The sequence below is a fragment of the Cupriavidus sp. P-10 genome, from assembly GCF_003402535.2.
Lineage (GTDB): Bacteria > Pseudomonadota > Gammaproteobacteria > Burkholderiales > Burkholderiaceae > Cupriavidus.
In genome coordinates this window covers 26,370-52,678 of record NZ_AP025174.1, presented here as the reverse complement: position 1 = coordinate 52,678, position 26,309 = coordinate 26,370, and the positions used below count along the sequence as shown (strand labels likewise).

The following is a 26,309-nucleotide window of genomic DNA, read 5'->3' as shown; positions in this document are numbered from 1 at the left end:
TGCTCACTATCTGGCATTTGTGCTCTGCGCCCGCAAAAGCTGGGCCTCGATGGTCGGTCGCATCTCCGTCCGCGTCTGGGCCGCGAGGAGTTGGCCAAGGGCCACGCCTACCTTCTCCATCATTCGCAGATTCTGCAATTGCAACTCGTTGGAGTAGGCCTGCATGAAGATCATTTCTCGCTGCAGCTTCTCCGGGCTCGCTTCCGCCGCCATGGCAACGACCCAGTAGGGATTCCGGAAGCGCCGACCCGACTCGAAGTCCAGCATCTCGGTGAGGCTCATCGAGCCGTTCTTCGCCTGCTTGGAGGCGGTCATGTCGAAATACTTCGCCGCGTGGTCCGCCTTTTTTATCTCCTGAATCAGCTTGTTGCTGCCTGGGAACGGCATTCGCGAAGCGATCAGGTCAAACTGAATCTTTTCCGCGGCACTCATGTTGGCCTGGTACATCTTCTGCAAGGCGATGTAGCTCTTGCCTTGCTCGGTTGCTGCCTCGGCCTTTGTGATGTTCTGGGGCGGATGCGGGTCCAGTGACAGCCGCGCATAGGCCCGCGCAGCCTCTTCCTGCTCCGTCGAGAAAGTAAGTTCGGGGTCCTTGCCAGGCATGCCCGCGCCGGTCAGGATGGATTCGACGTTAGCGTCCGCATCCGGCATGGATGAGCCGCTGCAACCCGGGTAGCCCAGTCGCATTTCCACCGCATTGCAGTATTTCGCTGTGTGAATCGCGTGGGACTGCCTCCGGGCGACCTCCGGGGATGGGATCGGATCATTCAAGGCCTTGTTGAGCACGGGGCTGCTGACCGAGGATCCACCGCCACCGCCTCGACGGTATCCAGAGGACTTGCCGCCAGTCGCGACCGTGGCCTGGCTAGCGTAGTTGCCGCTGGAGTTCGAGCACGGGTCGATTGGAAGCTCAGTTTCGCGCTCGACGCGTTCCTTCTCGGCTCGCCGCTGCGTCTCGATCTGGATCTCGCGCTGCTGATTCGCGGACTGCACAACAGCGTCTGAGATCTTGGAGCCAACGTTTGCCACGTTGGTACTGAGCATATTGATTGCGTTGGTCAGGGTCCCGGCGAGCGAACTGGTCGAGGTATTGATCGTTGTGGTGATCAACGCACCGGCGTACTGGACCGCCCCTACAACGCATGAATCGCACACAGCGTAAGCCGACGGCGAGGTCATCGCCGCGGCAGCGGCGCCGAGGGCGAAGAGCTTTCGTTTCACTGGAAGAACCTCCTGAGCGAGTCGACCAAACCGCCTGCGCTACCGGAGGATGACGAGCTGCTTTGGCCGGCGATCCCGCCACCGTTGATGACGCCTGGCAGATTGTTCCCGATGCCACCGGGCAAGGAATTGGTCGCACCCTTGATCGCATCGTTCGCGGTATTGCGCGCTGCCTGGACCGCGGCGTCGTAGTTCTGTTGCGCCTTCTTGGTCAGCCCCTCGCAGGCCTGCTGTTTCACCCGCCTGAAAGCCTCCTGCAGGATCATGGTCGACGGCAACTGGGTCGGGTAGCTGGGGAAGTTGTCCAAGCACATCTTCATCAGGTCGTTGGCCTTCTGCAGGACTTCGAAGCGTGTGTCGATATCGTTCATGCGACGATCTCGCTCTTCCTGGCGCTTCTGCTCCATGGCTGCGGACATGTCGCAGCCCTGCTGCGCTGCGTTTGCATGGGGGCTCAGGACTGCGGCTAGCAAAGCTACCGTCACGCACTGGGTGCGTAGTGTCATCCTTCTCATGCCTTCCCCAGACGCAGGGCGCTCCCTGACGAATGTGTGTCGGTTGGCTTGTGGGCCATGCCCTCCACCTTTGTCTCAAGCACAGCCACCTTCCGCTCAAGCTGCAGCACAAACATGGCGTTGCGAAGGTTCGGCGCACCGGCCTCCGTTGCCACCCACGCAAAGGCTTTGAGCAGCTGCCTGTCAGCTGCGCTGTCGGTGGTCTCGTGCAGGTCATAGCAAGGATCGGCAAGCCAAACCTCAACGGCCTGCCTGTGGCGGTACACCGCGCCCTCGATGGCGTGCACGTTCATTTCCGCCTTGCCGCGACGTTCAACGGCCTCGATCAGTGCGTGGACGCTGAGTTGTGTCTCCATCCCTACCGCACCGAAGCGCGTTGCCTGCGCATGCGCGTCGGCTACCAGCGCCATCTCACTGGGAGCAAGCTCGACGCCAAATGCGTCAGCCAGGCTCCGGACGCGAGCCAAATTCGGTTCATTGTGTGCCATTGCCTCTCCCGGTCCTAGATCACTGACGGCTGCCAACTCGCCCGACCTCGCTGTTCCGCAGGCAACCAGGCGTACTCGAACATGGGGTACAACTCCACGGTTTTCCCCCGCTCAGGAGAAAAGATCAGCTCCGAAGCCCGAGATAGCAGGAGAATCACGGGTTGTGCATTCTCGTCCTCCAACTCGACGCGCCGGCCCAAGAGACTCTGCTCCGACGCCGAATATCGGGCGCGGAGGGGCGCACCGAAGATGCGCTCGCTCAGCACGCTTGCGACGTCAACAACCATCGGCAGGAAGCCGCCATGGTGGAAAACCTCATCGTGGCCAAAGTCTTGTCCGTTCAGGACGAAGGAGCAGCCCAAAGCCCGCTCGTAATAGACGGCGAGCGCACGGGGATGCTCCACAGGAATCCGGAAAGCGTCCATATTATTATGTACCGTTGTAGTGATACGTATTTTACAGCCTAACGCGGACGAACGCGTACTGCCACAGTGCAGTGGTCTTTTACCGTCCCGTCCCGGTGTTCCGATTCCCGCGGCCCCAACTCTTCCCGCCTGGCGAGTTGTCGCAGCCTCTCCATCAACCCTTTGGGATCCGAGAGCAAAGCTCCCGAGACGACTCGCGGATCTACACCCAAGGCATCGCAGCAAAGGGGGAATGGTATCGTCGCCGCATGACCGCCTCTATCAGCGATCCAACGCTTCGCGGACTCGTGGTTCAACCTGACCTCATGTGCGCCGCGTGCTTGGTCGTTGTACGCCGGCAATGGCCGCGCAAGATCTGCAGCTGCCAGTTCCAGCATCTCAATGGCCAGATGCTTGAAGATCGATCCACCGGCAAGTCGCTTCTCGTCCGCCTCAAGCACAGCTTGCGACATTGCTTCTCCCCTCCCGGAGTTTGCGCAGGATGCGGTCCCGCATCTCGGCTGCCGGCTCTCCGTCAGCTACTGGTGCAGGGGCCGTGGCCGACATATATCGGCCTTTGAAATAGTCCCACTCTTCGGGCGACAGGTATTCCTGGGCCGCGCTCAGGAACCGGATCAGCATTGTCATCTCGCTCCTACGCGGCCTTTGGCCGCAGTGTTTGACTGGCCAGTGGCGCCATCTCGAACTTTGTACGTGCGACGTCGAGGAAGTCCTTCATAGCGGTGTTGATCGTCACTCGATCCCTACCGGTGGGATACGCTGAATGTGGCCGCATGTCATGCGCGGATTCCTCCGTGCCGTGAACAAGATAGTCCTCCCGCCAGCCATTTGCCTCGACCTGGTCCTGAACGTAGCTTTCGAAGGCGCGAGCCGTCAGCTCTCGCATCTGTGACCAGTACGGCTGCGCCTTCTTCTTGTCGAAGTGCTGGGCACTGACGGCGTACTGCGTATAGGCGCGATTCTGCGCATAGGCACACTCCCGGCGCAGCGCATCATCGCTGCAAAGCGCGTAGGCCTGAATGTAGCCACGGATATGCTTGCCTAGCACCATCAGGCGAATGTCATGGTCCGCTTTCGCCTTGCCGGTAAGTCCCACCACCGGAAGCTCTCGCAAAGCTTCCTGCAGCGGATGCTTCGTCCAAACGCACTTTCGCGCGTCCGGATCGTTGGCTTCAAGCCGTAGCTGGTCGAGATACTTCCGGGAAGTCTGTTTAACGATCTCCATTGACGCACCAGGCTGCGCGGCCAGGAGGATATTCTCCAGCGAGGTAAGCAGCGCACGCTCCTCTTTCGCCAGGTCATTTTGCACGGCGCGAAGGACTTCCTCGTCAGACCACGCCCGGGTGCTGATCGAATCGACCAGCTTCAGTAGGGGGCGCATCTCTTCCATGTCCGCGGGCAGCTTGTTCCAGTTCGCGTAGATCGCTGTCTTGAAGTCACCCCGTCGCCGGCCACGCTGCACGGCGAGGAACAATTCAGATGCGAAGTATGTGTTCGTGAGCGTTGGCGCCATGGGCGCACGCTTCTCAGACGCCTCCGCCTTCAGCTTCTCGCCCACATAATCATCAAACGCGTGCCACCATTCATGCGCCAGCGCGCCGGCCCCGCGAAGTCGCGTGAGGTTGATGACCTTTCGAGCGCACTCGTAGTGCGCAAGGGCCCGCCCGACGCCGCGCGATCCGAACGCCAGAGCCAGGGTGCCGTCAAGGCTTAGGGCCTGCTCTTTCACATCAAGCACGCGCGCCAGGGTACACAAGGCATCGTAGGCGCGGTTCAGGACGTCTTGTCGTTCGGTATCCGGCAGCCAGTTTCCGAATTCGCAAGCACGGAAGCCGAAATCATTCAGTAGGTCATCGGGCGCGATATTGCGACCACGGCGCTCATCGGGCAGTCCGTCGCGGATCACCTTTGCGAGGTGCGGACGCGCCAGTGCCTGCTTGTCTGCATCCCCGCTCTCTCGGTTTTCCATGGTCTGCTTGCGCTTCTCCGCGGTCTGCTGCCGTTGGGCCTCGAGAAAGTCGTAGAACCCTTCCGAATCCATATCTCGCGGACATTGCCACTCGTCACCAATCTTGAATTGCTTCGAGTGATACGGATAGGCGGCTGCCCTGTATCCGTCCTCAGCATCGAACAGGTAGCGGTTGACGAACCTGAAACCACTGCGCGAAGCGGCATAGATCATCTCGCCATACTCGGTCGGGATAGAGCGCGAGGTCCCATGGGGCCGCTCCTCTCGCACCAGAAGACCAGCACTAACCAAGCCATCCTCGAATGCGGAAAGATCGTCCTTCGTCTTAATCCTGACCGCAAGATCCTGGAGCTTTCGCGCCATGTCGACATAGATCTCGACATGGTCAAGTTGCTTGGGCGCGGCGGGAAACTCGCGGCGCATCGTCTGGACGAAGAGCGCGACTCTGGCATCGACGCCGCTCTCGCGATAATCGGCTAGGGATCGTGACGGCCACACGTTGTCTTTCGTGACCAGCTCCAGCTTCTCCCGGTCGTTCATGTCGGCCAGATCTTCAACACGCAAGGCGGAGTTGTAGAAGTCCTTGCGGGCTCCCCCGATCTTCTCCCCAGCATCTTCGATGCGCTCTCGCGCCGCGTCAGGATTCTTGGCCGAACGTCGGCGGCGGACCGGTTGCTCCTCGGTGAGCGCGTCGTCTGCGGCGTCCCGGTTCTGTGCTGCGACGGCAGCACTCTTCTCGCTCTCAATGGCGGCTTGCGCTTCCTTCCAAAGGCTTGCAAGGGGAAACTGATGACCCAATGGCGCATCGACCATGAGGTGCTTTGCCCGAACACCAGCCCCTGCGCCTGCCCATGTCTGGAACGAGTGACCCTTGTAGATTCCGGGCATCACCGACTCTGGGACGGCGAGCCTTTCATGCCTCATGAGAAAGGCGACGTAAGCCACCGCCGCTGCCCGCGCTTCGTCTTCGCTTAGCCGGTGGCCACCTTCCTCCGCGTCCGCATCTGACTCGAAACCAGCGTAGGCGAGCAGCCGCTCAAACTCGCCGGCTTGCAGGCGCGTATCGGTCCGGATGAACTCAAACAGCCCAGCCGTTTCCAGAGTTCCCTGCTCGCGGAAGTAGTCGAGATCGTTGCGGTAGATGTCATACTGGTCGGTCCCCCGGAAGCGGATCTCGACGCACCAGTCATCGCCGGACTGCACGGCCTGGTAGTGATTGTCTAAGTCGACACCTCTGTACGCCGCCGCCAGCGTGTTGGCGAGTGCCTCGCTGGAGACAAGCGTGTCAGGTACGCTTACCCAATGGCCGCACCGATAGCGCTCATTCTCCTCCAGGTCTGCGGTTCGCTCGCGCCAGAGCGCGGCCTTCGGCTCGCTAGCGAGCAGGACGCTCACTAAGCCGGCAAACTGCGCCGGGTGCTCGTCCCAGATCCTGACCAGCTCGGCGTAGTCGTCCACGCTCGCCTTGTCTGTCTGAAACAGCGACACAGCGGCTTCCAGCACCAGTTTGGCGCGCTGCTCCATCACCGCAGCATCTGGCGTTTCGCCCGACACCTGCGACGCTGCAGACGCCCGCCATTCCGGATCGGTCGCGAGTTTGTACTTGATCGCGCCGAACATCTCAGCCCAGTGGGTGATGCGTTCGGCCTCGCTGTCGGCTTTCCCAGCCAGTTGGGAGTCAGGTTGAGGCTCCGCTTCATGGGCCAGGGCCCGCGAGCGTTCAGCCTCTTGATTCGCAATCGCGATCTTATGCTGCGCGAAGAGGTAGTTGCCCAACTGCCGCACCCGGTCGGGAGACAAGCCGCTGACCGCGCTGTAGTGCTCCGGCTGACCAAGCCATGCGGCCGCTGCGGCCTTCGCCAACTCTGGCTTCTCCCGGGCATACTGCGACAAGAAGAAATCGGCATTGGCGACGGCGTCACTGAGGCCCCGGAATCCGGAGTGCTCACCGCGGCGGATACTGGCGACTTCGAGAAGCACGTCGACACGCTGACGCTCGGCCTCGGCGTTACCTTGCAAGGCAGCCAGGAGAACGCCACGGGTCAGCTTCCCCTCTACAGAGCAAACGTGCTTTCCTCGGAAGAGCACCTTCCTGAATCGACCGTCCGCTTCCACCGAAAAGCCGGCCTCGGCGAACGAAGCTGCCGCCTTAGCTGCCTCCACAGCAGCATCGAGATCCTCCGTCGTAGTGCCCGCGGCATCACGCGCGTCAGCTTCCCGCTCTTTGGCACGCTGCGCCTGTGCGAGGTCTGCCTGGATTGCCGCCTGGCTTAACACCTTCTCAATGCGCGCGGCCCGCCCGTCTGCTGGCGCATCCTTCGTGAGGATCTTGCTACGCAGGATATTCGCATCAGCCGATACCTCGATGTCGGCATCCACGCCGGCCTCAACGATCTGCTGCAGCCGCGGCGCAAGGCGGCTGTCAGCCAGCGCGCCCAGAATATGAACGGCCTTGGGCTTGCACTCTCGCAGGAATGCGATGAACTCGTCTGACGTGATGGCAGCAGCGTTCGACGGAATCCCGACGATGAAGCGGTCGCTCCCGAGAATCTCGACCACTCTCGCGTAGGCTTCGGAGAGCGACAGATCGCCGCGCTGCAGTGGCACGACTGGCTGCGACACCTGAAACGCGGTCTCGACCTTGATCCAGTCCCGATACTGCTTCACCAGGTCGAGGGATGCAGCTTGATCGCCCACCACATCCGGCATCACCAACATGGGAGGCGTGATCTTTTCCTCCGAAGGGTTGGCTTCGGCAATGTACTGTTGCAGTTGCTCGTACTTCTTGAGCACCGCATCGAAATCCATTGGTCGCACATCCCCGCTCTTGAGGCCGCGCTTGAAGAGACCGAACGCACCGGAGTCAACGAAGACTTGCGCTCGCATGTTCACAACACGGTCCGCGAGTTCGCGCAGGGCGACATCGGACAGCTCGCCAATGTCGACGCCAACGCCATGCTCAGCGCGGGCTACAGGATGGAAGTCCTTGGCGCGCGACATGCCGGACGCAAACCGGCTCACGCGCTCTTGCAGTGCCGTGACGCGCCGGCTTACGCGCTCCTGCAATACCGTGGCGCGCCAATCCTGCTCGCCATCCTCCTCCGCCTCAGTATCATCCTCTGTCGCTGGCGCCTCCATGGCGTGGCGGACAAAATCACCGACCAGGCGCGTGGCCTCAGCGGAATATTGGCCTTCCCATTCCTCGACCCATTCTTCCCACGCCAGCCTGCGTACTTGGATCGTAGTGCTATTGGCGTCCAGCGCGGCGTGGACTTCGTGTCCACTGCCGAGATCCACTGACCAGCTGCGCGGGTTCAGCCCATCCATTTCAAGGCCAAGGGAGCGCATGGCTATCGCAAATTGACGCAGCCGCCCCGCCTTTGCATCGTCATCCAGCTGATCGTCTGTATCCGCCTCGCGCGACCACTGCGACAAGACGCTCTCCACGGCTGCCAGGTCATCGTGCTTGCTGTACTCGTAGCCGCCGTCCTTCAGGCGGGAGACCGTGAACACACTGGTGGTGCCGGGCCCGGCGTGCGCGGACAGAGCGAGACCGTCGCTGCGGCTGGGGTGTTCCCAGTCGCAGCCGACTTCGCCAGATGGCATCAGGCCGGCAGCCTTCGCGATCTGGTCGGCTGCTGCAATGCGGGCCTTCGCCCTCGCGGTCGGATCGCCGATAGCCTCGAACTCCGCCCGATCCTGCGCTTTAATGGCCTGGTCTGCCTGCCCCGGAGTATCGTAGGTTCCACTCGCATACTCGCCGCCGAAGAAGCGGACCACGGAGTATTTTGTCTTGCCGCTATGCAGCGGGCTATAGACTCGTAGTTCTATGTAGGTGTCATCTCTACGACTCCCCTTCTCCCACGAGGAGCCATCGCTGTACTCCGGCTTCTGCATGCCGTTCGCCTGGCCGATGGCCTTCGCGGTGGCTAGCCGCTCTTGGTAATGCGCGTCGCGGGCCGCGTTTCGAACCTGATTCAGCTTCGTGCCGACACGGTGCAGGATTTCTGTGGTCGGATGATGCTCGCGCGTGCCGCGCGGGGGCTGAAGTTGTTCAATCAGCCGCTTCGCGGCAACAAGGACTGACTCCTTCCCTTCGGAGGTAATGACGTCGACCTTGCTGGCTAGCGCGTCGACATGACTTTGCAACTGCTCGTGCCTCTTTGTAGAAGCGGCGCGTCGGTCGAGGGCTCGCCAACCCTTCACCCATTCCCCAAGCGTTGCCCATTGAACGTTAGTCCCCGGTGTCTTGTTCTCGTGGGTCGGATCGCTCGCCTTCGCACGGAACGCCTTGTTCTCGGCGACTCGCATGCGGAACTCGTCAGCGGTGACGGATTTGGTCCGCTCGCCCAGCTGATCGCGGTTCACCGTGACATACACGATGAACGGGTTGTCGGTGGCAACATCGTGCTTGACCCGCCAGGCGTTCTCGCCATTCTCGTCAACCAGGACGTCACCCTTACGGGCGACCAGTTCGCGCCCGGAACGCTGCCTGGCTTCTGCTTCGGCCTGGACCTGCGCCTCCGCTTCTCTGGCGGCTACGGTCAACGCCAAGACCTGGTCAAGCTCGTCGTTGATGAGACTTCGCTGGTAGTTCAGCGACCCCCTCAGCGCGAAGAGCGCCTTGCCTTGGAAGGCGATGAGGATGTCGTAGTCCGAGATGGCATCGAGACCCCGGGTCTGCAACTCATCGTAGCGGTCGGCCAGAGCTTGCAGTGTCTGGCGCTTCTGGCCGAGGAGCGGCTGCAGGGCTTCCCCTCTTGCCGCCGCATCTTCCGGCAGCGTAAGTCCGGCCAGCGCTCTCTCGAGTACCTCGTCGGTGTAGCTTCGCGTCTGGGCCAGCAGAGCCCCGCTACTCGGGAAATCCGCAAGCACGCCGGCAATTTGCTCTGGCGTTGCCTCGTCGCGGGCGCGGCGTGCCTGCTCGTCGCGACTAAGATGGTTTCCTGCGTCTGCGGCCTTCGCCATCAGGTCGTCCAGCTGGAAGTCGGCGTTTGCAAGGTCCAGATCCTCGTAACCCACGAGGAAGGTTGTGGCGTCAAACTCGCGAACGTCGCGAGCGGGGTCGAAACCCGGAAACCACTTTCGCAGGTCGCTCGTCTTGAACGAGGGGACGCTTCCGAGCCACACATTGTCCTGCAGCTTTGTGAAGCCGAACTGCGAAAGATCACTCCGGATGTAGTTGCGCACTGCCAGGCGATGTCCGCCGTCCGGTGGGCATCCGGTTGCAATGAGCATTTCTGCGCCATCGTAGCGCGAAAGATCGACCCAGCGACGCACGGCCATGACTACCCCCTCATGCCGAGAGGCCGCACGCGCTGAACGGCCTTGCTAGCCTCAACGCTCTTGAGAACTGGCTCGAGCTTTGCGGAGATCGAATCGAAATAGTCCGCTGCCTTCTGTAGGTTATCCCGGCTTGGCGTGATACCGAGTGCGCCGTAGCGGCTCAACCGCACCAGATTCCGTCCCGCTTGCTGCAGCTTGCGGGTGAGTTCGACGTTTTCGTCCAGGGACATGATGTTTGCTTCTTAGGTATTGTGAACTTCGTGCAACTCTTCTTCTAACGCGGGGTCTACGATGAAGGTTTCGTCCTCCGGGTCAAACAAGGAGGAGTCGTCTTCGATGCGCAGTGCACTCGCGCTCCGGATGCATGTCCGAAGCAGCCGAATGACGCTGTCTTCGGTGTATGGCTGCCCCGTCAGAGAATGCATGCGTGATCCCGCATCAAGGGCAAATCTCGGGTAGATGGTCCCGTGGACGCCGAGATAGCAGAAGAACTCGATGACGTCACCGCTAAGGCGCAACGTCGCGACTTCGCTGTCGCTGTGAGAACCGACCAGGTCGACAGAGCCCATTGCATGGTTGGCGAGAAGCAGCAGCGACGACGCTCGCTCTCCCGCCAGATCCGCGACCATGGAAAGGTACTTTGTCTTCGCAATCGTCGCGATGGCGTTCATGTCAGTCGATCCATGTAGTGTGTTTGCATGCCGGGTAGGCGGAGCAGCTCACCAGCTTCTTCCCGGAGGCCAGGCGTCGGCCCGTCATCGTTCCCTTGCCGCACTTCGGACAGGCAGCACCATGCCCGGGCAAGGATTGATCGACCTCCGAGCGGGGCTTTGCATCCGCGTCTTGTTGTGCGCCCATCTTTGAGAGATCGAACTTGACGCCCTTCATGCCATCGACCAGTGCGCAACACATTTTGCGGATCATGTCGTCAAAGCTCGCGGCGGGCATCTTGCCTTCTGCAATGAGCCCGAGCGCCATCTCCCACTTCGCTGTAGTGACGGGGTCCCTGAGTTCCGGTGGCAGCTTCTCGATCAACTCGATGCCTGCGTCTGTCGGATGCAACTCGCCCTTCACGGCTTTGAGGTAGCCGCGTGCCTTCAATGTTTCGATGATCGCGTCGCGGGTCCGCTCGGTACCGATCCCTCTGGTGTCCCGCAGAATGCGGCGATCCGCCTCGTTTGTAACGAAGCGGTGAATGTTGGTCATTGCCGAGATCAACGTGCCGTCGTTGTATCGCCGCGGAGGCGTCGTCTCGGCTGCGCGCAGACGGGCGCGGCCTCCTGTAAGCCGCTGCCCTACCGTGTATGTCATGTGTGGGCAGGATTAGTGGTAGTCGTCAAAGCGCTGAGACAGATCCGAGGCTGATTCGCGCTTGGGACGGGCGAGTCGCGCTTGCCGAAAGCCCAACTGCCTATGCAGGTCCGGATCGCACTCGTCAGTCACGTACACGGCCACCGGTTCGGCGTCGTCAATTCGCTGCTCGTCTTCGTTGAGCGGGTTGAACAGGATGGTGTCGAAGTACACGTCACCACCGTCACCGCGTTGGTTGACCACGCTCCCTAGTGCTACCGTGCGGTGCCCCATCTCGCCCGACGCCTGGTCCGTATAGCTGGCGGTCAGTGAGATGACCACTCCCTCGCCGTCGCGACGGGCATTGATGAAGCCAAATACATGCTGGCGACCCTGCCCGAGCAGGTCGATATACCCCGAGAAGGCAGCCCGGCTATTCGGATTGGTGTTCTTGTAGAATGCCGCCTTCTCGAACCACTTCTCCCCGATTTTGCGGACACAGCGCAGGATGGGCTGCGGGCCTTGGTCGTACGACATAGCGATTCTCCGAAGTCAATTTGGAAGGGCATCGATCGCGGCACGCGGTAATACGTTGCGTATCATGCATACGATACAGAATGTGGTCAAAATATAGCCGTTTGCCTGTTGACTGTCTAGGGATCAGTCTGCTGAGAACTTCTCCAGGCGGTTTATTGCATCTTTTGGACGACAGTCCGGCGAGGAGGACGGCCTTGGAAGTCTGCGGACCACATGCGTCCGCCAACCACCAAAAGGCAGGCTGCGAGACCAGAAGCCATTGCCATGCGGTCCTTTACTGTCTCGAAGACCGTTCCCGGAGCGGGTGCCCGCTTGGCCTGCGCAATCGCCTGCGCGCGCATGGCGCGCAGGGACCTTCGTCGGACCCGGCTCACGCATGAGATCTTCGCGCGAGGCGTGGCAGCGGATGGGTAGCCCCCCGCGCTAGGCTGGCAGATTGTCGCGGACCGACATCGCCAGGGTCAGCACAATGAGCACGCATAGGGCGATGGCTTTGACCTGGTTAGTTGTTGACGGCATCCTTGAACTTCTGGCCCGCCTTGAACTTCACGGTCTTGGCTGCTTCGACCTTGATTTCTTCGCCAGTCTGAGGATTGCGCGCCATACGCTCCGAACGTTCGCCTTTGCTGAAACTGCCAAAGCCGATCAAGTTAAGGGTGTCACCCTTGGCCACCGAATCCATGATGGTGTTGAGGGTAACGTTCAGCGCCTGTTCCGCTTTGGTCTTCGTCAGGCCGTCCACGCCAGCCGCGATGGCGTCGATCAATTCGGTTTTCGTCATGTTTGCTCCTTCTAAAGTTGATAAATTTGTGCCGCCGTCACTGCCGGAACAACGGCTACTCCTTGGAGTCGGAATTGGCATCCTTTTCCAGGGACCTACCAAGAAGCATGACGCCCGCACCCAAGAGTGCGAGGATCATCGAACCAAAGTAGGCCAAAAATGGTTCCTGTCCCGATTTCAGGCAAAAGAAGAGGAAGGCGCCGATCATCATTGCCAAGCCGGTCACGACGACAACATGGTGGAGGCGATGTCCCATGTATGGTTTCAGCTCTAGGCTTCTTCCAACTCCTTGAGTTGAACCTGCATGAACTTCGATGCCGTGGAGCCCACCGAGTCCCTGTACACCGCCATCGTTTTCCACGGTTTGATGAACTTCAACACGCTCTCTTCGATGTTGAGCTTCTTGCACGATGCGCTCCAGTAGTAGCTGTCGATGCCCAGCAGGATCTTGGTGCCCACTGTCGTGATTACCGCCTCCGGGAAATGGGACGGCGCTTGTGACACCACCCATAGCGCCATTCCGAACTTCCGAAGCTCAAGACAAATCTTATTGTAGATGCTGTCGGGGTCGTCATCGAAGAGGTTGTGGGCTTCGTCCGCGCCGAGGATCTCCCGCACTTGGGCAACCGGGCCAAGCAGTTTCCTACGACGGGCGATGTACTGCGCTCGGACCATGCAAAAGAGCGTCTTTTCTTCTTCCGACAAACTCGTCAGGTCATACGACCAAACTTTTGCGTCGAGATCGAATGGTGGAGGATTCGCATTGAAGATGCCGCGCGCCTCGAAATTCTTCAGCCGGTCGATGACACCTTTCAGCGTTTCCTTGCTGTCGTACTTGATCAGGTTGTCGAATTCCAGTCCGTTCTCGATGGATACGATGTACTCGTCTACCTTGTCGCGGAAAATGGTGACCGCCGCGTCGAAGTCCTTTTGCGCCTTCTCCTTTTCTTCTGTGGAAAAGGCCTTCTCCTGCTTCACCAGGGCCCGGTACTTGCGGGCTGCCGCACTGTTCATAGCCTCCAGCGCGCCCACGGCGCGGAAGCCGGATTCGCTACCGTTCAACCCGCCATACATGGCCTTCAGGCGACGCTCCGCAAAGCCAATGGCATCACGCAGCGTCGGATAGTAGAGGTTCAATTCGCCCCAGCGGCGCTGCTCCCAGATCTCGTCACGCAGCGCTTCGGTCATCTCTTTGCGTACCCAAGTCTCAGGCTGACGTTCATGGATTCCATAGAAGGCGTAGAGATCCGTCAGAAGGTTTCGGAGCGTGGCCTCCTGGCGATCCATCAGCTTGCGAGACGTCTGGTTGATGGTTGAGATCAGGAAGTTGATTTGACGGTTTACGCCGCCTGTCCTGGGGTCCGTATCAAGGACCAGCGGGTTGTATCCGTATCTGGTCTCACCGTCGAACCTGACACGAGACTCTCCTTCGATGACCAGGTCGCCGTGCACGTCGAGGTTGTGGTACCGTTCGAACTCTTCGCCTGCAGTAGCGACCGCCTCCGAAATCATTTGCTTTAGCCGGGTACTTTTGCCCGTACCGCTCTTCCCGCACACAAGTATGTGGGGATTGATGATGCTCGCAGGATCCCAGAAGACGGGTACATCCGTCGACTGGTGCTTGCGTTTGTAGTCGTCGTAGCCGAGGAACACTCGCATGATGTTTAGTGCCGAATAGGTGCGGGGGTGGCGCGCTCACTTCGCCGGCCTGCCCCTTAATAGGTAGCGCGGGCATGCCGTCAGCAGCAGAAGGGATACCGCAGCTATGCCTGCGAGAGACGCTTGAGCGCCCTCCATCCCTAGCGCGGGATCAAAGCGGCTCGCCAGTTCTTCAGCCGCAATGCATAGCCAGATGGGATGACTCGCCCAAATGACGAAAGACGCAGCGAGCCACAGGCCGAGCACGGCCACCGTCCCCCGTACGCTCATGCCAAACGCGCTGCTGCGGGGCGCAGTTCGCTAACGCTCGTTGACTCGCCGCCCGTTGCGCTGTCTTCTCGGTTCAACTCGACCCGCGCATTCGCGCCTAGATCTATTCCCAGCTCCTTGACCGGATCGGGGTCGGCTGGCTGCTCCGTGATGACATTGGGGATCACCATAGTCAGCCTCCCATCAAGTCTCGCGCCTTCGGCCATGGCCAGAGTGCTATACCGAATGTCGCCCCGCACAGCTGCTCCTTCTGTGAGGATCACTCGCTCGGCCTCAATGTCGCCCTCCACGTGGCAGCTGACGATCACAGCCTTCCCTCGGATGCTCCCGTGGACGCTGGACGTCTTCGTCAGAATGACCTGATGGTCCCCAGTCACAGTGATGTTTCCGCGAACCGGCCCTTGGAACACGACGTTCTCGCCGATCTCAATCTCCCCGACAACTGTCATGGATGCAGGAATGAGCGTGTGAACCACCTCTGTCCCATCCACGCGCGGAATCTTCACCTTGGTTGGTATGGCCGGCACTGTCAGAGCCATTCCCGCTTCCGACAGCCCGCCTGGCGCGGGCCTGCCCTGCGTCGTTCGCGGCTGCTGCCTCTCTTCGTCTTGAAGCGACTTTATTGGCAGCTCGATTTGTTTTTTTCGAACAAGCCCCGTGGAAAGGAGGAAGCGCGTGAGGATGGGAGGATTGCTTTGCATACTGGCCTCAGTTCGGCACGTTGACAATGCGCTTGTCCGTTACGACCGTGCGCGATTGGGGATCAACAGCGACGAGCAGCTCGCCACTGGGTAGGCGGCTTCCGACCGCGTGACGCGCGCCGGCTATCACGACAGATTCTTTGTCGAATACGCTGATCCCGCTCTTCTCGACAGTCATGAAGTCAACGGGCAGAGCACTCACATCAACCTTCGCGGCCTTGGCTGTGGCTACCGTCTTTCGTGCCGCTTGCGTGGATACGGAGATCTCTTCCTTCCCCTTCGGGGTGGTTGCCTTCGACGCCAGAAGCGTTTCCAGATCGGCCAGGGTACGTTCTGCCTCGGCCAGTCGCACATTCTGCGCTTCTGCCGTCGCACGCAATGCTGCAAGCATCACGGTTGACGTCGCCTCTCGCTGACCTTCGCGAGTAGACTCCTTCGCCTCGGCGTGTACCACGGGCCCCGCAGCCTCCTGCTTTTCCGGGCTGACTATTGGTTGAGGCGCGCGAGCTGGCTCCTTCTGCGAGGTGGGGCCTTCAGCCGAAGACCTTCGCACTCCGTGCGAATCGGTGTACAGGTATCCCGCCATGCCAATCACACACAGGAGGGCCACGAGCAGCACCCTTCCTGATGCGGTCATCTCATACCCCCCAGTCTTGACTGCGGACCCTGTGGCCTGCGCCTTCAATGTGCCAACGAGTTGCATCTCGCCCTCCTCTGAATATGCGTATCTTATAGACGATACGTAATTTGCATGTCAATATTTTGCATGCGAGTCAAGAAACGCAGGGCCCGGGCGTTGTCGGGCAGCGTCGCGATGGTCACGAGCTGCCCGCGTCCTCGAATCCTTACAGCACCACCTCGATATCAGGGTGCAAGCGCGCACTGCCGGCAACTATGTGCTTGTAATCGCTGGGAAACGATGTTGCCGTAAGCGGGAGGGTGTGGAAACCAGTCATAGCCGGGTGCGTCACCACGTGGACATGGGCGAAGCCTGGCAAGCGCAGCAGTCGTGGGATCAAATCTGGCCGACGAGCGATCAGCTCCGCCTCTTTCAGAGAACTGTAGTCCACGCCGCGACGGCCTTCTTCGGAGAGCCAGTCCAGCCAATGCTCTCGAATGCCTTGCATTAACTCCTTGCTGCTCCGTATAAGGTTCAGAAGGTCCACATTAGGCAGATCTTCGGGCTTCAACACCTTCGGATACAGCGGCTTTTCGACCTCTACGGAGAGATCCACTACGATCATCTCCAGTTTCTTCTCATCGGCATACTTACGCGCATGCATCATGCCGACAAGACCGGACTGGCCGGACAGTCCGGAAATGAAGCCTGGTATCCGGTTGACCAATGGCATCGAAAAGTCGCGGATTTGAATCTTGTCCGGAATTGCGGCCTTCTTGAAAAACAGCACAACGGCTACGTCGATGCCCGGTGCCCCTTTTGTCTTTGTCATTCAGCTCTCTCTCCCCGAGTTAGCCTTTTCGCCAGGTAGCCCGTTCAAACAGGTCTGTAATCCCTAGGCGTTCGGCAATCTTGATCGCGTGTGTCCGCAGCAAATTCCTCTTCTTTGCTCCAGCGAGGTGAATTCGGCTATAAGCCTCAATCAGGCGCTCGACTGGCTTGCTGTAGTTCCCCTCTCCAGCAAGCCAACGGTACACAGCTGCAGGCTCGCGCCCCACGAGCACTGCAAATTCCTTCTTGTCTGACGGATTCTGAGGATCGAACCCCAGTTCGATCATGAATTGCTCAATGTCGAGTTGCCGGACACTCGGCATTGATTCCGGATGAGACTCGTATACTTCCAGCAGCTGACAGACCGCCTTGTCTTCGATTGGCTCTTGCGGCCTTGATCGCATCTCGGCGAATTTGGCGCGCTGCAAGCCCAACTGCTCGCATGCCGCGCTCACGGTCAGGCCATTTTTCAAGCGCCACTTCTCGACCTCAAGATTCTTGATTGGTTCGGCCAAGGTTCGGTCTGTCTTTTTCATAATTTAGGTTGTTGGTCGACTCCCCTTCCCAAATCCGGAAAGGTCATCCGCCTGCATTTCCGTCTCAAACAGGTCGTCGTTGCCCACCAGGGCTACGTGTTGGGCAGCAACGCGCTCGATTCCTGCTTTTTCAGCCGGGGGCAAATGCCCAGCGGCTTCGAGTTTGCTCAATACATCCTGCACCGCCGCTGGCGGCTCCGACAAGGGCCGCAGCTGTCGAAATGGCTTCAATTCCACTACGTTGTCCGGCAGTTCCTTCGTGGCCTGATGCTTCAGGGCAAGCGCGTTCCTGAGTGCATCCTGCCCCACCCCGTACTTATCGAGCAGGCCTGCCAACTCAGCTTCGCTGTAGCCGGCTTCCAGTGCGGTCGCGCAGATCTGTTCTCGCGCCCGACGTTGCGCTGCCAACGCAGAATCGAGCCGGTCCAATTCAACAACGTAGGGCGTCATCTCGCCCTGCGGGTCGAATTCGCGAGCTAGCGTTCCGCCGCCGCGGCGAATGTCGCTCGCAAACACCGTTAGTGCATCCTCTGCGTTGATGTCCAGTCGGGCAGCCGCCGGCGAAATGTGGACTAGGATTCGCGATTCCAGATCAGAGACCACGCCATTCATTTGTCGATCCAGGTCGCAATTTGACTGGAGCAGTACCCGAAGCGCAATCTTCGGATCCGCGAGTTCCGGCGTGCTAAGCGCGGCCCGCAGGGAAGCAGACAAATTTTGTCCAGTAGCCGACTCCACCAGGCCGGACACCATGGTCTGGACCCGGTCAAGGATTTCCTGTGGCCCCTTGACTTGGAAGCCCTCGGGGGATTCCGTTGCCATCAAGGGAGGAGCGTCATCGTAGCCACCGCCCTTGATGGGATCGGCCTGACCCTCGGCACTGGGGCCGCTCGAGGCTTCCGGCCTGCCCGTAAAGAAACTCACGATTCGGCGCAGCAAGGCGCGAATGGCTTCGATCAGGTGCCGCAGCGTGATGCCTTCGGCCTCCTGACCTTGCACGGGAGATTTCTTCACCTGGCTTGCCAGCGCGGCTTTGTCCAGCCAAAGCTCGCCGTTACCGGCTGTGGCCACCTCCTTCTCTGCGGGACTTCCAAAGTAACTTTCCGACATTACGCCCGGGGTCATAGAGTGTTCCAGCGCGATTCTGTATCGCTTCAATTATACGGGGTTGCAAACAGGGAGAGCCGAAATCAGCCCCACCCAAAAGAGTGAGAAGAAATTACGGAGTGCCTTCTAGAGCACTATCGAGCCCTCCATGTCCTGACCCGCTCATCGACGTCGTTGTGCACGAAGTCCCGCTGGGTGTAAAAGCCAACCCCGCCCTGCCCCGCCAAATAGGCCAAGCGCCCCAGATACTCAGCCAGGATCTCGCGGGTGCTGAAATCCACGGCCCGGAACACGCCCATCTGATTCGGCAAGTGCCGCGAATTCTGAACCCCACCTTCGCGGCTATTGGTGGCAGCCACGCGGCATCCGGAGTGGACGACAAACGGGATCGTGTAGCCGTAGGCCGACAGCCACGCCTGCTCCCAGGCTAGCAGCCTAAGCAGCGCAGGATGCGGGCTACCAGTAAAGCCGGCTTGGACGTCCCGGAGTAGGTACGCCGCAGCACGATATCCTTCAGGCGTAGCGAAGTCGATGCGCGCTTGGTCCTTGCCACGGCGCAGCCACAGAACAGAAGGCATCGCGGCCTCCTGCCCCAATGCCTCACGCACCCCCACACAAGGGGCAATCGCGGCTGCCGCCACGGCTGCGCGGAGGAAGTCTCGCCTCAGCATCACCGCGCCTTGTTCGCTGACTTCTCGATGTTCGCCTGCATGCTTCCGAAGAGTTGCTCAATGTCATCGATGGTCATGTCTTCTGCAGGCTGACTCCACTTCAACTGCGCTGAGATCTCGCTCTCGGTGGCCTTCACCGCCTCCTGTGGCTGTTCGCTGCCGAGTGCCTCTTCCATGCGCACCAGCATGTCCGCCGCCTCCTGCGTAAAGCCGATGACGACTGGATTGGTCTCGACCTGGTGCGCGGTTCTCTGCGGTGGCTCCGGGTTCACGAGATCGACCTGTGCAGGGGTCAGATTGTGCTCGCGCTCCATAGCGCGCTCATTGGGCGTGTCGCCGTCAGCCTGCGGGCTGTCCTGATACTGGGCGAGCCATTCGTTCAGGCCACCGTCTGTACTGTCGCTCGCGCTGCTGGCTGGACTACCGCCGCCTTCCGCTCCGCGAGCCTGCACACTGGCCGCTTGGGCTTCTGGCAACGTGTCATAGTCATCCGGCACAGTAGCGCTGACCGTCTTCTCCTTGATGCTCGAAAGCACCGATGCAGGTCGCTGTGTAGACTCGGCAAACTCTCGCACCAACTCTGCAAATGCGTTCGACGCGGCTTTCTCCTGCAGCGGAGGATTGTGGTACGGCTCCGTACGGACAGTCGCCTCCTGGTTCGGTGCGGAAGGCACGATAGCAGGTGCTTCAGCCGCGAAATCAACACCTTCGTACTGCTCGATGGCAGAGGGCTCAGCAGCCTGCTCTTCCTCGCCACCGCTTGCCTTCCAGTACCGGCCTTGCTCATCGGGCTGGTGCGCGCGCAATGCTGCCACCGCAGCCTGGTAGTAGGCAATGCCGCGATTCACAGCGCCTTCGTTCGGATTCGCATCCTCGATCCTTAGCCACGTCTCACGAACCGCTGCGACGATGGGGTCATCGTTCGCTGGATACTTCTTTGCGGTGCCCTCTCGGATTTTCTGCAGGATATGGGCAATGGTTGTGAAGCGACGGTCCGTTGCCTTGATTGGCTTCACCTTGCCTTTCAGCTCGAAGAACTGCGGACGGTCTACCTGCAGGAAGCGGTTCAGACGGAAAGGCAGTTTGGTCTTCTTGAACGAGTGGAACCAGGTGAAGCTTCGTGCTCGCGTCACCTGGTCCTTGAAGATCAAGATGCCCTCCATTTCCTTGAGGGCCTTCAACTCCTGCAGCTCGATGCGATCTCGGCGCTGGATAGACCCCGTCAGCGCCTGATTGAAGTTCGTTGGGAAGAGGTTTCCAACACTCCCCTCATAGGAGCCCGTCTCGACGGTGATCGCCTGGCCAGCAACCTTCTTGAAGACCTCTAGCGTCTTGTCTGGATCCTCCAATGCCAACGTGTACTTGATCTTCGTGTTGGCGATCATCGAATCCACTTCTTCCTTGTTCTCTCCCTTTGCCATAGCCGCCACGTCCTGGCCCGCGGCGATCATCATGAAACCAAGGCTTCGCGCCTGAGCGAACATGAGCGCGATGCCCTCGGCAAAGTAGTAGCCCAGTTCGTCCATCGTGATGATGTACGGGGCCGGAGAGTTCGTTGCCTTGGTGTCGATGATCTCTGCGTAGGTGCCTTCGAGTCTGTGACCAAGGTTCATCGCCATCATGAGACGAATACTTGCGACCACCAGCTTGCCAAGATTGGCCGCTTCCTGCGCGGACTTCTCCAACGTCGGGATCATGACCACCAGGATGCGCCGGTTAAGCAGGACATCCATCATGTCCACTTCGGAGTATTTGTCCTTGAAGATGTAGCCATACGTGTCCATCAGCATGGAAAGCGTGCGCGCGTATTGGCCGGTCAGGTACCCGTGCTGGTCATAGACGCCCTGATCCCACTTGTCTGGCTTGTCCGCGAGATCTGGGCGGAAGCCAGGCAGGCCTGTCTCAAGGTAGGCCTTGATCGGCAGGAAGGCATACTCCGGAATTTCGCCTTTCTTACCTTTCAGGTAGAGCTTCACCAAGTTCGGAAGCGCCAGGTATTCCCGGATGACGCCGATGGATAGGGTGAGATTGCCAACTGCTCGCTCGTAACATAGCGTACGCAGCACGGCGTCCATCATGTTCACCGCCTTTTGCTGCCACTGCGCCCCATCCCCGCCCGCCTTTGGCAACAACGACGACGAGAGCTGCGACAGGAAATCTGGCGTGCCCTCGTACCACGGGTTCATGCTGTTCGAATGCTTCTCCGTGGATTTCTTGCGCTTATACGGATCCGCACCGCCAGTCATGAAGTTGAGGACAAGGTAATCGTCCTCCCGACCGGTTCTGCGGCACATGCTCCACACCGCGGCGTGAAGGCTGGAATCAGCCTTGCCGTCCGAGTAGAAGAAGCCCGACCCCCACGCTAGGGCATTGAAGCAGATCGATAGCAGCGTGACAGTCTTACCGGAGCCTGTCGTGCCCATCAGCAACATATGCGTGCGAGCATCCGAGTTCGTGACCCAAAGCTCTTTCAGATGCTCTGCCTGATCGACGGAACGCTGATTGCCGAGGTGCAGAATGCCGTCCGCTTCCTTGCGTTTGATCACCTCCCCGGTACCATCCTTGTTCGGCTCCGCCGCTTCCAGCGTAGGGTCAATACCGCCGAGATGCTTTGGCATTCGCATCGGTAGCTGGAAGCGCTGCCACGAGTACCAGAGCTGCGTAAGCAGCATCACTACTGTGATCGGAAGCCACAGAAATGACAGTGCTACGGAAGCAACGGCAGCTCCCAGCTGGAATTTTGCATAGTTCCGTGGCTGCTTGAGCCAATCCCCGATCTTTTGCGCGATGGGGCGAGGGTCGAGCGTGATCCCCTGCTGGGATAGCTCCCGATTAGGCGCGGTCTGGTATGGGTTGTTCACGGTCGTTCACCGCATCATCGGTACTGCTTCACCAGGTCATTCAGATCCAGCAGCTGACCATCTGCGTTGACCACCGATGGCGTTTGCGTGAGTCCCATCGCTTCAAACGCCTGGCGGTTCTTTTCAAGCCATTCCTTCCCCTTTGCGCACAACTCGGGGGCGCGACCCTGCTTCTGAAACAGCTCTTCGTTCAACGTGCTTTCCTTACCGCGAACGTCAACCGCCATCGCTTCCCCCCATGCCGCTGCCTGCTGCTTCGAATCCCCCCGGCACAGCGCATCGACAGCCACTTCATCCGACCCGGTCTTGTAGGCAACGGGCAGGACGACAACCCGTTGATGCCGGGCAATCTCCTGGATAGCGGGCTCAACCGCTCTGCATGCGGGGCATTTCGGGTCGGAGAAGACGTAGATCGATGGCGTGCCTTTCGGAAAGAGGACCGGACTTACAGAAATCTGCCCGTCCGTGCGCGCAACGGGCGAGGCATTGGAAGTCGGCGCAGAAGGCAGCGCGGTAGGCGCGGCGATTCGGTTTGCCTCGGCCAGGATCGCGGCAGTCAACTCCGGAGATTGAGATTTCGCGGTAGCGAAAGTTGCGATACTGCTGTACATGCCAAGGACAAGCAGCGGAACGCCGACGTATAGCCCCAGCGTGCGCAGCCTTGCTTTCAGCCGCTCCACGAACGAGCGGCGATGGAATGCTCTGACGATGAGTCCATGTGCACGCTCAGCGTCCTCGTGCGATTGGAACCTTTCGAGGATGCGTAGCTTTTCGCCCGCATCCTCCGTAACGAAAACGATAGCATAAGGCGCGGTAGCTGCATCGTCTTGCGAAGTGTCCCCGGGCCTGGCGGAAGCGACAGAGAAGGCATTCAGCGACGCTTCATTCGCCGAGGTCAACCGAACACGCGACAACGCCTTCATATGCCCGGTACCGGCGAAGAATGATGAGAGGGAGCCATCCGGCTCGATGCGCACAAAATCCTTCGGCTTTCGCTCAAACGAGATCTTCATTTCCTTTCCTTCAGGGTCGGTTCAATAGCGAGAATTCTTCTTGCTTGCTGGACTGTTCGATGACGCCTGTGTCCTCGAGATACTTCCGAAGGCCCGCCAGGGCGTTGTCGACGTGTGGCTCCAACAGGACGCAGCCGGCATCCCATGCCACCTCTTCGGCTTGCATGTGATTAAAGACCCCAGCCGACTCCATCATTGGAGCTTTCCGGCCAGCGGTGTTGAGCGGATACCAGAGTGCCCGGTCGTGCGGTTTGAGCCAGATGAACTCCGAGGATGGCAGCGTGCCTAATTCGCGTGCTTGAATGAGCATCGCCATCAGTAAAGTGCGCGGATACCTGTGCTTCTTGATCCAGACATCCACTTCCTTGCTTTTCATGCAACGCTGGAACGCAGGTGTGGCCAAGGAGAAGTCAGGCCGCGAGCCCTCATTTGACGCGCTGTAGTTCAGTGCATCCATGAGTGCGCGACATGCCTCGAGGTCCTTGAAGAACACGCGGAGGCCGAGCACGGCGAATAATGCGCGTTCGGTGGGAGCCAGTTTCGCCAGCTGGCGACGGTCCGCGACAGGTTGCCCGAGCTGCTGCGCGAGCAGCTCTCTAGTCCGGTCCTCGTCCAGATGGTCTGAATAGATCAGCCCGTGCTCAGCAACCCATTCTTCCGGATGTACAGACGATGCCCACTCTGGCGGGTCCTCCTGAGAAAGATCCCGGTGCAGGATCGGAGCGACCGCAGAAAAGTTCTGGCTCTGCGCTTCCAGCAGGCTTTGAATGGTGTAGACGCTTTTTGATTTGAGGATCGGGTTGCGCAAGGCCTTAATGGAAAACCAGATGCCGAGTGAAACAGGAACAAAGGCCCAGAGATACCCCACTGCTGACCCAGCTACCCAGATCTCTTTGAACGTCACGACACGTGCATACTTGAAGTATGTGATCAGCTGCCACTGACGGTCCCTTGCGAAGTCGAAGAGCTTGGCCCATGGGTAGATCTCGTAGCCCTTCCAGATCAGCAGTCGCTGCGCCATGGCCTCATGCCGGAAGGTCCACAGGAACCAGAAGAGCGCGACCGCGATCAGAATGCACATGCCGACCAGCGGGGCTGCCGAGCGGTCGTTCTTTATTTGATCTGACATCCGAACCTCTTTGCCGCGTTAGCCACCCGCAAGACATAGCCATAACCGATGACGGGGTCTGGGTTGTGATACTTCGCTACCCCTGTCCAGAAATCACGCGCGCGGTTCATCTCGTATCGCAGGACGTAACCTGCGCCGCGGATAGCAAGACACCGGTCTTGGACGATCTGTTGCGCCGTAATGCCGAAGTTGCGCTGGAAATAGCGGATCCAGAAGTCGTTGTGTTGCATGATTCCGTAATCGCGCGATCCGTCCCGATTTGGCCGGGACACCATATTGGTGCTCTTCGACCCAGAGGTTTCCACCTGGTGGATGCCGCGGAGGATGCAAGACGGCACCTGGTACTCCGCCTCTGCTGCGGCAAAGCACGCCTCAAGTTCTGCGTCGTCCGAAGCAGCAGCGGTGGTTGCGATCAGTGCCGTCGCCGCAGCGACAAGTAGCTTCCGCTGGGCCCCCGTCATTGCGTTTCCTCGATCTCTTGAATGCAGACCAGCAGATGGCGTAGCTTCTCGGTCGAGAACAGCAAGGCGTATTCGCCTCCCTTCCGAATGCGATCCAGGCGGCGGTTGGCTTCCGGAATGGTTTCGACGTGATGTGGCCACTTATGCTCCATGGCGATCACGACTGGTATCGCGGCGGTAAACGGCACTGCTGCGAAAAAACGGTTCAGCTCGACATGGCATGCTTCCAGGTCATCTCGCGACATGGCTGCGACCATCTTGGCCATGCGATTGGCCGCGGCGGCGATCTGCCGCTTTGGCATGCCTTGGTGCGGTGCATCGATCTGCCTTGCAACCATCCGGCCCAGTTCCGACTGCAGCAGCTCGATCAACGCCTCCCGAGGCTCTCCGAGCGTTGAGGCCATGTGTTAGGATCTCCCGTAGTTCCGTACCGATGTATCGATACGCATTGTAACGCCAAACTTAAAGTTGACTGGGAGGAAAAATTGACTGAGTCGATGAAGCAGGAGCAACCGCACGCCCAGACGGGTAAGCACGAGAAAGAGGAAGGCTCTGCCCAGGAACTCACCCACCTGGCGAGTCTGGCGGGTCTCGGGCTGATCGGACACGTGGCAGACCTTGCCGAGGCCGGTTGCGAGGAAATCGTCGCTGAGCGCCCGGGCGGTTCGGTCCTGGCAACTGATCCCCGCGCAGCGGCGGAGCCGCGCAAGCGCTACACCCCCAGGTGAAGAACGGAATGAAGTAAATGAAGGCCCGCCTCAAAGCGGGCTTTTCTTTTTTTTTGTCACTGCTTGCCAACACCCCGGCCAAGCCGTGAAAGCACAGTTTTTGACATATCGCCTCCCTCCCTCTATCGTTTACGTGTCATAGCATCGATACGGAATTTAGCCATGGTCGAACTGGAACTGGTTGCGCCCGCCGCCAAAGCGAGAACAAAGGTCTGTGCGGGCGAAAAGATCATTCAAGCGTCAAGCGTAATCGCCGCTCGCAAGCCCGGAAGTGATGAGGTGGGATTCGGCGCGAAATGCCTCGTCTCTGCTTCTCTGCCATACCGAAATCCGAAGCCGGTGCAGTTGATCAACGGCGCCTGGCTCAGGCACAACGGAAACTACGCTCTTTGGATACAGGGCGGCATCAACGGGATTCCCTACGGCGTCTATCCGCGCCTGTTTGTCATGTGGCTGACTTCTGAGGCGCTTCGGACGGGCAGCCGGAAGATTCATACCGGTGGTACGTTCGCCGAGTTTTGCCGCAAGCTGAACATTGATCGGAGTCGAGGCAAGCGCGGTGCGGGCAAAGCCTTGATCGAACAAGCGGATCGCTTTTTGCAGAGCCGTGCTGCGTTTGTAACGCTTCCAGCCCACCTTGCCACGGGCAAGCGAGCGGACATTCTCAGTGCAAAGCTCAAGCACACCGATCTTCTCAATTTTGCAGACGAATACTCCCTCTTTTTTGACTCGGATGAGCAGGCGTCGCAACAGGGTTCGTTGTTCGGGTCCGAAATCACCCTCACGGAAAATTTCTTCAACGAGATCACGACTCACTGCATTCCAGTGGATCTGCGAGCTGTTTCCGCCCTCCAGCGCTCGCCGATGGATCTCGATATTTATCAGTGGCTGGCTTACCGGATGTTCAAGCTGACCAAGCCGGCTCGCCCGACCTGGGAACAGCTGTATCAGCAGTTCGGGTCTAACTACGGTCGACTTCGAGACTTCCGAAGCGAGTTCATCGAATCCCTCAAACGTGTCGAACTCGTCTACCCCGGACTTCGCGTGAGCGAAGCGGAGGGTGGCAGTGGGCTGGTGCTTTACCCCTCGCCGACTCCGGTGGCTCCGACTTCCCTCCCCTCTGGCCGTAGCGGCGACGAATTCCCTCAGCTCCTACTCGCGAGTTAATTTTCAGCCAGCGTCCGGAAGTGGGCCGCGCGAATCCCATCCGG

General features: G+C 59.6%; 26 protein-coding genes. 3 read left to right on the top strand and 23 right to left on the bottom strand.

What is annotated here, in order from left to right; all coding sequences use genetic code 11:
• Positions 1–6: 6 nt before the first annotated feature.
• The 11 genes from traW to CTP10_RS39705 all read right to left on the bottom strand — a co-directional run bounded on the left by traW (position 7) and on the right by CTP10_RS39705 (position 12,512).
• A complete protein-coding gene (traW, locus tag CTP10_RS39755) occupies positions 7–1,221 on the bottom strand; it encodes a conjugal transfer protein TraW (RefSeq protein ID WP_116321363.1) in 1,215 nt (404 codons plus the stop codon).
• Positions 1,218–1,640, bottom strand: a complete 423-nt coding sequence (locus tag CTP10_RS39750) for a hypothetical protein (protein WP_271816411.1) — start codon at positions 1,638–1,640, stop codon at positions 1,218–1,220. Before CTP10_RS39750 ends, traW begins: the two co-directional genes overlap by 4 nt.
• Before the next feature lie 92 nt (positions 1,641–1,732).
• On the bottom strand, positions 1,733–2,224 hold the full coding sequence (locus tag CTP10_RS39745) for a hypothetical protein (protein ID WP_116321361.1): 492 nt from the start codon (positions 2,222–2,224) through the stop codon (positions 1,733–1,735).
• Positions 2,225–2,238: 14 nt separating this feature from the next.
• Entirely contained in the window at positions 2,239–2,649 is a 411-nt protein-coding gene (locus CTP10_RS39740) for a hypothetical protein (protein WP_116321360.1), read from the bottom strand.
• Between the two features lie 432 nt (positions 2,650–3,081).
• A complete protein-coding gene (locus CTP10_RS39735; protein ID WP_116321359.1) occupies positions 3,082–3,276 on the bottom strand; it encodes a hypothetical protein in 195 nt (64 codons plus the stop codon).
• A gap of 7 nt (positions 3,277–3,283) precedes the next feature.
• Positions 3,284–9,904: an LPD1 domain-containing protein gene (locus CTP10_RS39730; RefSeq protein ID WP_116321358.1), complete on the bottom strand. Its 6,621-nt coding sequence runs from the start codon at positions 9,902–9,904 to the stop codon at positions 3,284–3,286.
• A gap of 2 nt (positions 9,905–9,906) precedes the next feature.
• Positions 9,907–10,134, bottom strand: a complete 228-nt coding sequence (locus tag CTP10_RS39725) for a hypothetical protein (protein ID WP_116298407.1) — start codon at positions 10,132–10,134, stop codon at positions 9,907–9,909.
• Between the two features lie 12 nt (positions 10,135–10,146).
• Complete coding sequence (locus CTP10_RS39720; RefSeq protein ID WP_116321357.1) at positions 10,147–10,575, bottom strand: hypothetical protein; 429 nt, start codon at positions 10,573–10,575, stop codon at positions 10,147–10,149.
• Between the two features lies 1 nt (position 10,576).
• Positions 10,577–11,215 (bottom strand): DNA topoisomerase, encoded by a 639-nt coding sequence (locus CTP10_RS39715; RefSeq protein WP_116321356.1) that lies wholly within the window; start codon positions 11,213–11,215, stop codon positions 10,577–10,579.
• Between the two features lie 12 nt (positions 11,216–11,227).
• On the bottom strand, positions 11,228–11,731 hold the full coding sequence (locus CTP10_RS39710; protein WP_116321355.1) for a hypothetical protein: 504 nt from the start codon (positions 11,729–11,731) through the stop codon (positions 11,228–11,230).
• A 502-nt stretch (positions 11,732–12,233) separates the two neighbouring features.
• The gene (locus CTP10_RS39705; protein WP_116321354.1) at positions 12,234–12,512 is read right to left on the bottom strand and encodes an HU family DNA-binding protein; all 279 of its coding nucleotides are present in this window, start codon (positions 12,510–12,512) and stop codon (positions 12,234–12,236) included.
• On the opposite strand from CTP10_RS39705, the gene CTP10_RS39700 reads away from it, so the two are divergent.
• Positions 12,511–12,786, top strand: coding sequence for a hypothetical protein (locus tag CTP10_RS39700; RefSeq protein ID WP_147316242.1), 276 nt, complete (start codon positions 12,511–12,513; stop codon positions 12,784–12,786). The two genes, CTP10_RS39705 and CTP10_RS39700, sit on opposite strands and share 2 nt — an antisense overlap.
• Here CTP10_RS39700 and CTP10_RS39695 read toward each other — a convergent pair.
• The 12 genes from CTP10_RS39695 to CTP10_RS39640 form a co-directional block, all read right to left on the bottom strand.
• The gene (locus CTP10_RS39695; protein WP_116321352.1) at positions 12,783–14,171 is read right to left on the bottom strand and encodes a helicase HerA-like domain-containing protein; all 1,389 of its coding nucleotides are present in this window, start codon (positions 14,169–14,171) and stop codon (positions 12,783–12,785) included. The genes CTP10_RS39700 and CTP10_RS39695 overlap by 4 nt on opposite strands.
• 266 nt (positions 14,172–14,437) lie before the next feature.
• Positions 14,438–15,142, bottom strand: coding sequence for a bactofilin family protein (locus tag CTP10_RS39690; protein WP_116321350.1), 705 nt, complete (start codon positions 15,140–15,142; stop codon positions 14,438–14,440).
• Positions 15,143–15,149: 7 nt separating this feature from the next.
• Complete coding sequence (locus tag CTP10_RS39685; RefSeq protein ID WP_116321349.1) at positions 15,150–15,845, bottom strand: hypothetical protein; 696 nt, start codon at positions 15,843–15,845, stop codon at positions 15,150–15,152.
• A 142-nt stretch (positions 15,846–15,987) separates the two neighbouring features.
• Entirely contained in the window at positions 15,988–16,593 is a 606-nt protein-coding gene (locus CTP10_RS39680; RefSeq protein WP_116321348.1) for a hypothetical protein, read from the bottom strand.
• 19 nt (positions 16,594–16,612) lie between these two features.
• A complete protein-coding gene (locus CTP10_RS39675; RefSeq protein WP_147316241.1) occupies positions 16,613–17,128 on the bottom strand; it encodes a hypothetical protein in 516 nt (171 codons plus the stop codon).
• 3 nt (positions 17,129–17,131) lie between these two features.
• Complete coding sequence (locus CTP10_RS39670; RefSeq protein ID WP_116321346.1) at positions 17,132–18,253, bottom strand: hypothetical protein; 1,122 nt, start codon at positions 18,251–18,253, stop codon at positions 17,132–17,134.
• A 116-nt stretch (positions 18,254–18,369) separates the two neighbouring features.
• Complete coding sequence (locus CTP10_RS39665) at positions 18,370–18,813, bottom strand: YcbK family protein (protein ID WP_158577689.1); 444 nt, start codon at positions 18,811–18,813, stop codon at positions 18,370–18,372.
• A 92-nt stretch (positions 18,814–18,905) separates the two neighbouring features.
• Positions 18,906–21,767: a type IV secretory system conjugative DNA transfer family protein gene (locus tag CTP10_RS39660; protein ID WP_116321344.1), complete on the bottom strand. Its 2,862-nt coding sequence runs from the start codon at positions 21,765–21,767 to the stop codon at positions 18,906–18,908.
• A 14-nt stretch (positions 21,768–21,781) separates the two neighbouring features.
• A complete protein-coding gene (locus CTP10_RS39655) occupies positions 21,782–22,780 on the bottom strand; it encodes a thioredoxin fold domain-containing protein (RefSeq protein WP_116321343.1) in 999 nt (332 codons plus the stop codon).
• Between the two features lie 10 nt (positions 22,781–22,790).
• On the bottom strand, positions 22,791–23,909 hold the full coding sequence (locus CTP10_RS39650) for a secretion/conjugation apparatus DotM-related subunit (protein WP_116321342.1): 1,119 nt from the start codon (positions 23,907–23,909) through the stop codon (positions 22,791–22,793).
• On the bottom strand, positions 23,894–24,370 hold the full coding sequence (locus CTP10_RS39645) for a lytic transglycosylase domain-containing protein (RefSeq protein ID WP_116321341.1): 477 nt from the start codon (positions 24,368–24,370) through the stop codon (positions 23,894–23,896). The genes CTP10_RS39650 and CTP10_RS39645 overlap by 16 nt, the downstream gene beginning before the upstream one ends.
• A complete protein-coding gene (locus CTP10_RS39640) occupies positions 24,367–24,774 on the bottom strand; it encodes a hypothetical protein (RefSeq protein ID WP_147316240.1) in 408 nt (135 codons plus the stop codon). The genes CTP10_RS39645 and CTP10_RS39640 overlap by 4 nt, the downstream gene beginning before the upstream one ends.
• Positions 24,775–24,867: 93 nt before the next feature.
• Between CTP10_RS39640 and CTP10_RS39635 the strand changes: the two genes are divergently transcribed.
• Both CTP10_RS39635 and CTP10_RS39630 read left to right on the top strand, forming a co-directional pair.
• On the top strand, positions 24,868–25,098 hold the full coding sequence (locus tag CTP10_RS39635) for a hypothetical protein (RefSeq protein ID WP_116321339.1): 231 nt from the start codon (positions 24,868–24,870) through the stop codon (positions 25,096–25,098).
• A 162-nt stretch (positions 25,099–25,260) separates the two neighbouring features.
• A complete protein-coding gene (locus tag CTP10_RS39630) occupies positions 25,261–26,265 on the top strand; it encodes a replication protein RepA (RefSeq protein WP_116321338.1) in 1,005 nt (334 codons plus the stop codon).
• Positions 26,266–26,309: the final 44 nt, after the last annotated feature.